The organism is Sphingomonas sp. CCH9-F2, assembly GCF_001556735.1.
Lineage (GTDB): Bacteria > Pseudomonadota > Alphaproteobacteria > Sphingomonadales > Sphingomonadaceae > Sphingomonas > Sphingomonas ginsenosidimutans.
Map to the genome: position 1 here is coordinate 1 of NZ_LSJO01000526.1, position 10,324 is coordinate 10,324.

10 protein-coding genes are annotated in these 10,324 nt (G+C 68.9%); 6 read left to right on the forward strand and 4 right to left on the reverse strand.

Annotated features, from left to right (window positions below; genetic code table 11):
- Positions 1-95: 95 nt before the first annotated feature.
- Positions 96-2,000 carry a sulfate adenylyltransferase subunit CysN gene (gene cysN, locus AX685_RS14910; RefSeq protein WP_066490068.1) on the forward strand — a complete coding sequence of 635 codons (1,905 nt, stop codon included), beginning with the start codon at positions 96-98 and terminating at the stop codon, positions 1,998-2,000.
- Positions 2,001-2,166: 166 nt separating this feature from the next.
- On the opposite strand, the gene infC is transcribed toward cysN, so the two are convergent.
- Positions 2,167-2,700 carry a translation initiation factor IF-3 gene (gene infC, locus AX685_RS14915; RefSeq protein ID WP_066490070.1) on the reverse strand — a complete coding sequence of 178 codons (534 nt, stop codon included), beginning with the start codon at positions 2,698-2,700 and terminating at the stop codon, positions 2,167-2,169.
- Between the two features lie 81 nt (positions 2,701-2,781).
- The gene (gene thrS / locus AX685_RS14920) at positions 2,782-4,794 is read right to left on the reverse strand and encodes a threonine--tRNA ligase (protein ID WP_066490074.1); all 2,013 of its coding nucleotides are present in this window, start codon (positions 4,792-4,794) and stop codon (positions 2,782-2,784) included.
- A 321-nt stretch (positions 4,795-5,115) separates the two neighbouring features.
- Here thrS and AX685_RS14925 point away from each other — a divergent pair, with 321 nt between their 5' ends.
- Complete coding sequence (locus tag AX685_RS14925; RefSeq protein WP_066490077.1) at positions 5,116-5,766, forward strand: retropepsin-like aspartic protease family protein; 651 nt, start codon at positions 5,116-5,118, stop codon at positions 5,764-5,766.
- Between the two features lie 74 nt (positions 5,767-5,840).
- Positions 5,841-6,770: a GGDEF domain-containing protein gene (locus AX685_RS14930; RefSeq protein ID WP_066490080.1), complete on the forward strand. Its 930-nt coding sequence runs from the start codon at positions 5,841-5,843 to the stop codon at positions 6,768-6,770.
- 26 nt (positions 6,771-6,796) lie between these two features.
- Here the strand turns inward: AX685_RS14930 and AX685_RS14935 are convergent, their stop codons facing one another.
- On the reverse strand, positions 6,797-7,612 hold the full coding sequence (locus AX685_RS14935; RefSeq protein ID WP_066490083.1) for an LD-carboxypeptidase: 816 nt from the start codon (positions 7,610-7,612) through the stop codon (positions 6,797-6,799).
- A 57-nt stretch (positions 7,613-7,669) separates the two neighbouring features.
- Between AX685_RS14935 and AX685_RS14940 the strand changes: the two genes are divergently transcribed.
- Positions 7,670-9,091, forward strand: a complete 1,422-nt coding sequence (locus tag AX685_RS14940) for a glutamate ligase domain-containing protein (protein WP_066490086.1) — start codon at positions 7,670-7,672, stop codon at positions 9,089-9,091.
- 27 nt (positions 9,092-9,118) lie between these two features.
- Here the strand turns inward: AX685_RS14940 and AX685_RS14945 are convergent, their stop codons facing one another.
- Positions 9,119-9,490, reverse strand: coding sequence for a hypothetical protein (locus tag AX685_RS14945; protein WP_066490088.1), 372 nt, complete (start codon positions 9,488-9,490; stop codon positions 9,119-9,121).
- On the opposite strand from AX685_RS14945, the gene AX685_RS21720 reads away from it, so the two are divergent.
- Both AX685_RS21720 and AX685_RS14950 read left to right on the forward strand, forming a co-directional pair.
- Positions 9,477-9,662, forward strand: coding sequence for a hypothetical protein (locus tag AX685_RS21720; protein ID WP_156445839.1), 186 nt, complete (start codon positions 9,477-9,479; stop codon positions 9,660-9,662). The genes AX685_RS14945 and AX685_RS21720 overlap by 14 nt on opposite strands.
- A gap of 23 nt (positions 9,663-9,685) precedes the next feature.
- On the forward strand, positions 9,686-10,324 hold a 639-nt coding region (locus AX685_RS14950; RefSeq protein WP_066490089.1), incomplete at its 3' end, for an alpha/beta hydrolase.

Here is a 10,324-nt window from a genome sequence, read left to right on the forward strand (position 1 = left end):
CCCGCGCGCCGTCCCAGTACCACCCGGACGCGCCGCTCCCCCAACCCCTCCCCGATGGGGAGGGGGGAGTATCGCCGCCGCCTGCGGAGTTTCGCATGACCACCTACCAGCCCGACGCGCTGATACGCGAGGATATCGCCGCCTATCTCGCGCAGCACGAATCGAAATCGCTGCTGCGCTTCATCACCTGCGGCAGCGTGGACGACGGCAAGTCGACGCTGATCGGGCGGCTGCTGTACGATTCGAAGCAGATTTTCGAGGATCAGCTGTCGGCGCTCGAGGCCGACAGCCGGCGCGTCGGCACGCAGGGGCAGAACATCGACTTCGCGTTGCTGGTCGACGGGCTGGCGGCGGAGCGCGAGCAGGGGATCACGATCGACGTCGCCTATCGCTTCTTCGCGACCGAAAAGCGCAAGTTCATCGTCGCCGACACGCCCGGCCACGAACAATATACCCGCAACATGGTGACCGGCGCGTCGACCGCCGATCTGGCGGTGATCCTGGTCGATGCGCGCAAGGGCGTGCTGACGCAGACACGGCGCCATTCGTATCTCGCCCACCTGATCGGCATCCGCAATATCGTGCTGGCGGTGAACAAGATGGACCTGGTCGGCTACGACAAGGGGACGTTCGACCGCATCCGCCTGGCCTATCGCGCCTTCGCCAGCGAGATCGGGATCACCGATTTCGCCGCGATCCCGGTGTCGGGGCTGGGCGGCGACAATATCGCGGCGCGCAGCGATGCGATGCCGTGGTACACCGGACCGACGCTGATCGAGCATCTGGAAACCGTGCCGGTCGATGCCGACCGCGAGGCGCGCGGGGCCTTCCGCCTGCCGGTGCAATGGGTCAACCGTCCCGATCTCGACTTCCGCGGCTTTGCCGGGACGATCGCCAGCGGCACGGTGAAGCCGGGCGATGCGGTGCGGATCGTGCCATCGGGGCGCACCACCAGCGTCGCGCGGATCGTCGCGCTGGGCGGTGATCTGGAACAGGCGCAGGCGGGGCAGTCGGTGACGCTGACGCTGGCGGACGAGGTCGATTGCTCGCGCGGCGACATGATCGCCGCCGCCGGCGACCCGCCCGAGGTGGCCGACCAGTTCGAGGCGACACTGGTGTGGATGGCGGACGAGCCGATGCTGCCCGGCCGTTCCTATGCGCTGCAACTGGGGACGCAGAGCGCGTCGGCGACGCTGCGCACGCCCAAGTATCAGGTCAACGTCAACACGCTGGAGGAGACGGCGGCGCGCACGCTGGAGCTGAACGCGATCGGCGTGGTGACGCTGGCGCTCGACAAGCCGATCGTCTTCGCGCCGTATGAGCAGAGCCGCGAGCTGGGCGGGTTCATCCTGATCGACAAGGCGACCAATGCGACGGTCGCGGCGGGGATGATCCGCTTTTCGCTGCGCCGCGCGCAGAACGTCCACCGCCAGCATCTGGACGTAACACGAGAGAAGCGCGCCGACCTGAAGAACCAAAAGCCGGCGGTGCTGTGGTTCACCGGCCTGTCGGGGGCGGGCAAGTCGACGATCGCCAATCTGGTCGACAAGAGGCTGGTGCGGATGAACCGGCACACCTTCCTGCTGGACGGCGACAATGTGCGCCATGGCCTCAACCGCGACCTGGGCTTCACCGATGCCGACCGGGTGGAGAACATCCGCCGCATCGGGGAGGTCGCGCGGTTGATGACCGACGCAGGGCTGATCGTGCTGACCGCGTTCATCTCGCCGTTCCGTGCCGAGCGCGACATGGTCCGCCAGATGCTCGCCCCCGGCGAGTTCGTCGAGGTGCATGTTGACACCGCGCTAGCGGCGGCGGAGGCGCGCGACGTCAAGGGGCTGTATGCCAAGGCGCGATCGGGGGCGCTCAAGAACTTTACCGGGATCGACAGCCCGTACGAGGCGCCCGAGGCACCGGAGATCCGCATCGACACCGCGGCGGAGGATGCCGAAGCGGCGGCGGAGCGGATCGTCGCGTGGCTGCTGGAGCGCGAGGAATAGCGGGTAGCGGCGGGGTGCGGCCAGTCCGGGCCGGCCGGGCTCCGGCGAAGGTCGGAGCGTCGCGGGGCGGACGCCGCGCTCCCTATCCTGGGTTCCGGCCTTCGCCGGAACACCGATAGGTCGTGGCGGCGTGGCCCGCGCGCCGGGCCACGCGACCCGCCGGCGCTTACTTGGGCGCGAGCACCATCAGCATCTGGCGGCCTTCCATGCGCGGATAGGCTTCGACCTTGGCGACGTCCTGCACCTGTTCGGCGACGCGCTGGAGCACGTTCATGCCAAGCTGACCGTGGCTCAGCTCGCGGCCGCGGAAGCGCATGGTGACCTTCACCTTGTCGCCCTCCTCGATGAACTCGACGACCTTCTTCATCTTGGTGTCGTAATCGTGGTCGTCGATGTTCGGACGCATCTTGATCTCCTTGATCTCCTGCGTCTTCTGCGACTTGCGGGCGAGGTTGGCCTTCTTCTGCGCCTCGTACTTGAACTTGCCGACGTCCAGGAACTTGGCGACGGGCGGATCGGCGTTGGGCGACACCTCCACCAGATCCAAGCCGACCTCGCGCGCCTGCTCCATCGCCTCGCGCGTGTACATCACGCCCAGGTTCTCGCCCTCGTGATCGATCACGCGGACCTTGGGGCTCTGGATCCACTCATTGAACCGCGGGCCATTCATCGGCGGCGCCTGCATCGGGCGGCGCATCATGGGAGGACGGATTGGTACTTCTCCTGATATGGTACTAACGTTTCTATATAAGCGATCTTGCGTCCGTTTTGAAGATAGTCGTTATCGCTTAAGATCGGGTGCCGTTCCTTCGAAGCGCAGCATCTCGATCGTGGCGCCCAGCGTCAGCATCTCCTGCCCTTGGCTGCCCAGCCGGCGCAGCGCGACGGTGCCCTCGTCCGCCTCGCGCTTGCCGACTACCAGCAGGTTCGGAACCTTCGCCAGCGAATGTTCGCGCACCTTGTAGTTGATCTTCTCGTTGCGCAGGTCGGTCTCGACGCGGATGCCGGCCTTCCTCAGCTCGGCCGCGACCTGGACCGCGTAATCGTCGGCATCCGACACGATCGTCGCGACCACCGCCTGGACGGGGGCCAGCCACGTCGGGAAGCGGCCGGCGTGGTGCTCGATCAGGATGCCGATGAAGCGTTCGAACGTGCCCAGGATCGCGCGGTGCAGCATGATCGGGCGATGGCGCTGGCCGTCCTCCGCGACATAGCTGGCGTCGAGCCGCTCGGGTAGGACGCGGTCGGACTGGATCGTGCCGACCTGCCACGTCCGCCCGATCGCGTCGGTCAGGTGGAATTCCAGCTTCGGCGCGTAGAAGGCGCCTTCGCCGGGCAGTTCCTCGAACTTCTCCTTGATCGCGTCGGACAGGTGCGAGGACATCACCGCCTCGCGCAGCTCCGCTTCCGCCTGATCCCACATCTCGTCGGAGCCGAAGCGCTTTTCGGGGCGCAGCGCCAGCTTCACCGCATAGTCGGTGAAGCCCAGATCGGCGTAGACCGAATCGAGCAGCTCGCAGAAGTTGCGCACTTCCTCGACCAGCTGGTCCTCGCGCACGAAGATATGCGCGTCGTCCTGCGTGAACTGGCGTACGCGCATGATGCCGTGGAGCGCGCCATGCGCCTCGTTGCGGTGGCAGCAGCCGAATTCGGCCATGCGGATCGGCAGGTCGCGATAGCTCTTGATGCCCTGCTTGAAGATCAGGACGTGCGCGGGGCAGTTCATCGGCTTCAATGCCATCAGCTCGGCATCGCCCGACAGCACGGCACCCTCGTCCTCGGTATTGGGCACTTCGTCGGGGACGACGAACATGTTCTCGCGATACTTGCCCCAGTGGCCGGACTGTTCCCACTGGCGCGCGTCCATCAGCTGCGGCGTCTTCACCTCGGCATAATCGGCCGCGTCGAGGCGGCGGCGCATATACGCCTCCAGCTGACGCCACAGCACGAACCCGTTGGGATGCCAGAACACCGACCCCTGCGCCTCGGACTGGAGGTGGAACAGGTCCATCTCCGCGCCGATCTTGCGATGGTCGCGCTTGGCGGCTTCCTCCAGCCGGAACAGATGCTGGTCGAGCTGCTTCTTGTTGAGCCAGCCGGTGCCGTAGATGCGGCTGAGCATCGCGTTCTTCTGGTCGCCGCGCCAATAGGCGCCCGACACGCGCGTCAGCTTGAACGCCTGCGGATCGAGCTTGCCCGTGGAGGCCAGGTGCGGGCCGCGGCACATGTCAAGCCAGTCACCGCCCGACCAATAGACGGTCAGCTCCTCATCCTCTGGCAGTTCGGCGGCCCATTCGGCCTTGAACGTCTCACCCTGTTCGCGCCAGCGCGCGATCAGCTGTTCGCGTGTCCACATCTCGCGGCGCAGCGGCTTGTCGGCGGCGATCAGGCGGCGCATCTCCGTCTCGATCGCGGGCAGATCCTCGTCGGTGAACGGGCGGTCCTTCCCATCCACCTTGGGCGGCGCGAAATCGTAGTAGAAGCCGTCGTCGGTTGCCGGGCCGAAGGTGATCTGCGTGCCGGGAAACAGGTTCTGCACCGCTTCGGCCAGCAGATGCGCGAAATCGTGACGCGCCAGTTCCAGCGCGTCCGCCTCGTCCTTCTGCGTCACCAGCGCGAGGCGGGCGTCGCGTTCCAGCGGGCGCATGATGTCCCGCAATTCGCCGTCCACCCGCGCCGCGATCGCCGCCTTGGCGAGACCGGGGCCGATCGACGCCGCGATATCCGCGGGCGTGGTGCCGGGCGCGACGTTCCGAACCGAACCATCGGGCAGCGTGATCGAAAGCGTGTCCATGCCAATACAATTCCTGCGAACCAGCGGTGCTGCGGCTTATGCGCCCCAGCGTCCGGCGAAAAGAGCGACCGGAGGGGAAATCGTCGCGAAGGCGGGTGCGGTCGCTCGTCCACCCGCTTCCGGGTGGGCGGCGGCTGCGTCAGGCGGTGACGCGCGCGCCGGCCCCCGGACGCGCCGGGGTGGTGGTGGTAGTGAGCGGGGCGTGCGTCATGACGCGGGCGATATAGCGCGCGCGCCGGACGTGCGCCAGATGAGTCTGTCCTGCGCCGCCGCCTCCCGGCCATTCCGCCGGCGCGCGCGGCGTCCTATATCGGCGGCACCATGTTCGACGTCGTCGCCGCCAACCCGCACTTCTACCTGATGCTGGGCGTCCTGTTCGTCGCGGCGGTGGTCGCGCGGCGCATCCCGGTGCTGCGCACATTGGTCAGCATCGCCTTCTGGGGGGCAGCGGGGCTGCTGCTGTTCGCCGCGGTGGTGGAGCGCGAGCGGTTCGACCCGTGGGTGGCGCGGATCGCGGCGGGGCTGAACATGGACAGCCAGCAGGTGGCGGGCGAGGAGACGCGCATCCGCATGAGCCGCGACGGGCATTTCTACGTCCGCGCGACGATCGGCGGGGCGGAGCGGCGGTTGCTGGTCGACAGCGGCGCGACGATCACCGCGCTGTCCCCCGCCACCGCGGCGGCGGCCGGGGTGGAAGTGAAGCCGGCGATGTTCCCGGTGGTGCTGAAGACCGCCAACGGCACGATCCGGGCCGATACCGGCGAGGTGCGCGAGCTGCGCTTCGGCAATGTCGTGGCGCGCGACCTGGCGGTGGTGGTATCGCCCGCATTCGGCGACATCGACGTGCTGGGGATGAATTTCCTGTCGCGGCTCAAATCCTGGCGGGTCGAGGGGCAGACGCTGATCCTGACCCCGCATCATCCGCAGGGCACGGACGGTGCCGTGAAAACGGCCACGGGCACGGCGCGTTAGCATCTCGTTCACTACGATCGGATAGCGTCGCCCCCGCCCGCGGCCATCGCGGCGCGCCATGTGCGAGGATTGTGATGAAGGGGCCGTTCGACCGCGCCTATGCCGCGCTCGAGTTCCTGCTGGAACATGCGCTGGCCCCCACGCCGTCGCATTACGAGATGGCGTACACGCATCTGGGCGGTGGCAACGATGCGCTGACCGCCGAGGTCGCGCGGCTGACCGAAGGGGGCGTGCGGCTGACCGCGGAGCAGGCATCGACGCTGGCGGCGCAATTCTGCGGCCGCGAGGATGCCGCCGCGCACGCGCAGATGTTGCACCACACCGAGCGGCTGGAAACGCTGACCAACCAGACGCAGGACCTGACGGGCGGATTCGGGCGCGACCTGTCGGGCTTTCCCACGCAGGGCACGCCGCTGGCGAATCTGACGACGCAGATGGTGTCGCGGTTGGCCAAGGCGGAGCGCGAGCTGGCCGATATCGCGGTCGACATCAGCGCGCTGCGCGAGCGCGTGGCCGGGCGCGGCGACGACGAGGCGCACGACCGGCTGACGCAGGCCGCGAACCGCGACGACGGCGACAGTTTCCTGGTGTCGCTGGCCGAGGAGCCGGAGGGCTATACGCTGGCGCTGGCCAAGCTGGACGGGCTGTACCGGATCAACGAGGAATTCGGGCTGGGCGTCGGCGACAACGTGCTGCGCGCGATGGCGACGACGCTGCGCCAGGCGTGCGGGGAGCACGAGCTGATCCGCTGGGCGGGCGACGAGTTCATGACCGTGTTCCGCGGGGTGCCCGCGGCGCGCGCGACCGCGATGATCGAGGAAGCGCGCGAGGCGATGGCGCGGCGCACGCTGCGGCTGCGCGACAAGGGTACGCCGATCGGCACCGTCACCTTCTCCGCCGGCATCGCCGCGGCCGCCGCGGACGGCCCGGCCGAGGCGATCCGCCGTGCCAAGACGCAGGTGCTGGCGGCGATCGCGCAGGGCGGCAACCGCGTCGTCGCCTGACCCCGAAGGGCACGCCGGGGCGGGCGTCAGGCGACGCCGAACGGGACGACGTGGTTGTCCTGCGTATGCCCGATCAGCGCACGGCCCAGATAGGGGACGCCCATCTCCCCGCACCAGCGCGCCATCATCGCCTCCAGCGTCTCGCCCCAGGCGGGGACATTGTCCTTCACCGCGGTCACCGCGCCCAGCCGTACGCCGGCGATGCCGCGCAGCTGGGTGGCGTGCGCCATGGTGAACAGCATCCGGTCCACCGCGTACATCGCCTCCGACACTTCCTCGACGATCAGGACGTGGTCGGTCAGGTCGGGCAGATAGGGCGTGCCCGCCAGCGCGGCGAGGATCGACAGGTTGAACGCGGCGCTGGGCCGCCCCGCCAGCCCAGGTTCCAGCCCCGCACGATCGCCGCGCGCCAGCCAGCCGAGCGCGCGCGCTACCGTCTGGTCGCCGCCCTGCCGCCTGATGTCGGCGGCCATCGGCCCGTGCGTCGGCCGGCCGATGCGCCGTGCGTAGAGCGCGCCGAGCAGGAAGCCGACGTCGGAATAGCCCAGATACGCCTTGCGCCGCGCCGGCTCCTTCAGCTGCGGCATGATCGTCGACAGGATGCGGTTCGATCCATAGCCGCCGCGCAGGAACCAGATCGCGTCGAAGGCGGGATCATTGGCATATTCCAGGAACGCGGCGGCGCGCACCGCGTCCGACCCGGCGAAATGCCCGTCATGCGCATAGCATTGCGGATGGAACACCAGATCCACCTCGGGATAAGCGATCGCCGCGAAGGCGCTGACGGGCGCGATCACGTCGGGATTGGCCACGCTGCTGGCCGCCAGTACCCCGATGCGCATCCGTTCCGCCCCGCTTTGCCTTGCCACGTCCATCCAAAGTGCCGATAGCGTACCGCCATGCATGACGGCAACGTGCGCGACCGGCGCTTCTTCCTGGTCGGTATCGGCGGATCGGGGATGATGCCGCTGGCGATGATCCTGGCGGGGCGCGGCGCGATCGTCGCGGGCAGCGACCGGGGGCTGGACCAGGGGCGGGTCCCCGCCAAGTTCGACGAATTGCGCGCGCGCGGCATCGCCTTGTTCCCGCAGGACGGCAGCGGCATCAGCGACGAGGGACAGACCGTCGTCGCCTCGGCCGCGGTGGAGGCGACGGTCGCCGACATGGTCGCCGCGCGCGACCATGGCTGCGCGCGCATGTCGCGTGCCGAGCTGAACGCCGCGCTGTTCAACGCCAGCCGGATGCCGATCGGCGTCGCGGGGACCAGCGGCAAGTCGACGGTGACCGGCATGATCGCGACGATCCTGCACCATGCCGGCACCGATCCCACGGTGATGAACGGCGCGGTGATGAAGGATTTCGCCGCCGCCGACCGCCCCTTCGCCAGTGCGCTGGTGGGATCGGGCGATTCTTATGTCAGCGAGGTGGACGAAAGCGACGGGTCGATCGCGCTGTACCGGCCGCAGGTGGCGGTGCTGAACAACGTCAGCCTGGATCACAAGTCGCTGGAGGAGCTGAACCGGCTGTTCGGCGATTTCCTGGCCAAGGCGCGGCACGGCGTGGTCAATGCCGACAACGACGATGCCGCACGCGCCGCCGCGGCGTTGCCGGCGGAGCGGGTGACGCGCGTGTCGCTGCGCGATCCGGCCGCGGACGTGTATGCCGGTGCGATCGCGGAGGCGCCGTTCGCGGTGTCGTTCGATCTGGCGCGGCGCGGGATGGCGGCGGGGCGCGTGGCGCTGCGCGTGCCCGGGCGGCACAATGTCGCCAATGCGCTGGCGGCGATCGGCGCGGTGCTGGCCGCCGGGCTGCCGATGGAACAGGCGCTGGCGGGGATCGCGCGCTTCACCGGCTTGCGCCGGCGGTTCGACCTGGTGGGGGAGGCCGATGGCGTCGCGGTGATCGACGATTTCGGGCACAATCCCGACAAGATCGCCGCCACGCTGGACACGCTGCACGCCTTTCCCGGGCGCGTCATCGTGCTGTTCCAGCCGCACGGCTTCGGCCCGCTGAAGGTGATGCGTGCCGAACTGGTGGCGATGTTCGCCGGGAAACTGCGTGCGGGCGACCTGCTGGTGATGCCCGATCCCGTCTATCAGGGCGGGACGACAGTGCGCGAGGTGACCAGCGCCGATATCGTCCGCGACGTGGTGCTGGCGGGCGCGCAGGCGGTGCATATTGCGGACCGCGCGGAGGCGGCGGCGCATTGCGTCGCGCTGGCGCGCGCGGGCGACCGGATCGTGGTGATGGGCGCGCGCGACGATACGCTGCCGCTGCTGGCGGCGGAGATGGTCGCGGGACTGGCGGCGCGGCGGAAATAGCGCGGCCCGCGCCGCCCGTCCTGCGGCTCAGCTGGCGTGCTGGCGCATCGCCTGGCGGACCGCATGGTCGAAATGGTCGCCGGCGTTGACGCGGCAGGTTTCGACCGACACCGGGACCAGCCGTTCGAGGCCGCGCACGTCCTCGGTCACGCGCTCATGCCCCTTGCCGGCGGGCGCGACGTTCCAGCTGACGGCTTCGGGCTGGAAGATCGCATCCACCCCGGCGCGGTCGCCGCACACCGCGGTGAAATCCTGCCCGCGGTCGCTGAGCATCGCGACATAGCGCGCACCGCCGCTGCCCGGCACCACCGCCTGTTCGCGAAGCGCCGGTGCGGCAAAGGCGGTGCCGGCCGATGCCATCATCGCGGCGCCGACGATTCCGATCATGATCCTGTTCATTTCAGCCTCCATCAACGATGAGGCTTCTGGAACGGCCGTGATATCAGGGCGGTTGCTTGCCCTGATCGACATGGACAAATGTTCATGCGCCATTTGGTGTACGTTCATCTTGGCGCGCGGTCGCCTGTTCTTCATCGTTGCTTCATGTGGCGATCGCCATTGCCAGCAATGAGCCTCGACCCTAGCTACGGGGCGATGACCGATGCTGCCCCTGCCGCCCGCCCGCGCCTTGCCTATCACCTGACCGAGGGGAGCGGCCCGGCGATCGTGTTCCTGCCGGGCTATGCCTCCGACATGGGCGGGACGAAGGCGCTGGCGCTGGAGGCGTGGGCGGTGGCGACCGGGCGCGCGTTCCTGCGCTTCGACTATGGCGGATGCGGCGCCAGCGAGGGCGCGTTCGAGGACCAGTCGCTGGCCGACTGGCGCGACGACGTGCTGGCGATGATCGATCATGCCGTCAGTGGCCCGGTGGTGCTGGTGGGATCGTCGATGGGCGGGTGGCTGATGCTGCTGGCGGCGCTGGCGCGGCCCGACCGCGTCGCCGCGTTGGTCGGCATCGCGCCCGCGCCCGACTTCACCGACTGGGGGTTCAGCCAGGACGAGAAGATGTACCTCCTCCAGCACGGGCGGCTGGAGCGCGCCAATCCCTATGGTCCCGCGCCGACCGTCTACACGCGGCGCTTCTGGCAATCGGGGGAGGCTAGCCGGCTGATGCACGGGCCGATCGCCTTCGATGGCCCGGTGCGGTTCCTGCAGGGGCAGGCGGACCCGGACGTGCCGTGGCACCGCACGGTCGCGCTGGCGGGGCTGATCCGCTCGCCGCACGTCCAGACG

Excerpts from the sequence above, each read along its gene's own strand:
- AX685_RS14930 (WP_066490080.1), top strand. The coding sequence starts at position 5,841 with ATGAAGGGGCCGTTCGACCGCGCCTATGCCGCGCTCGAGTTCCTGCTG.
- AX685_RS14945 (WP_066490088.1), bottom strand. The coding sequence starts at position 9,490 with ATGAACAGGATCATGATCGGAATCGTCGGCGCCGCGATGATGGCATCG.
- thrS (WP_066490074.1), bottom strand. The coding sequence starts at position 4,794 with ATGGACACGCTTTCGATCACGCTGCCCGATGGTTCGGTTCGGAACGTC.
- cysN (WP_066490068.1), top strand. The coding sequence starts at position 96 with ATGACCACCTACCAGCCCGACGCGCTGATACGCGAGGATATCGCCGCC.
- AX685_RS14925 (WP_066490077.1), top strand. The coding sequence starts at position 5,116 with ATGTTCGACGTCGTCGCCGCCAACCCGCACTTCTACCTGATGCTGGGC.
- AX685_RS21720 (WP_156445839.1), top strand. The coding sequence starts at position 9,477 with ATGATCCTGTTCATTTCAGCCTCCATCAACGATGAGGCTTCTGGAACG.
- AX685_RS14940 (WP_066490086.1), top strand. The coding sequence starts at position 7,670 with ATGCATGACGGCAACGTGCGCGACCGGCGCTTCTTCCTGGTCGGTATC.
- AX685_RS14935 (WP_066490083.1), bottom strand. The coding sequence starts at position 7,612 with ATGCGCATCGGGGTACTGGCGGCCAGCAGCGTGGCCAATCCCGACGTG.
- infC (WP_066490070.1), bottom strand. The coding sequence starts at position 2,700 with ATGATGCGCCGCCCGATGCAGGCGCCGCCGATGAATGGCCCGCGGTTC.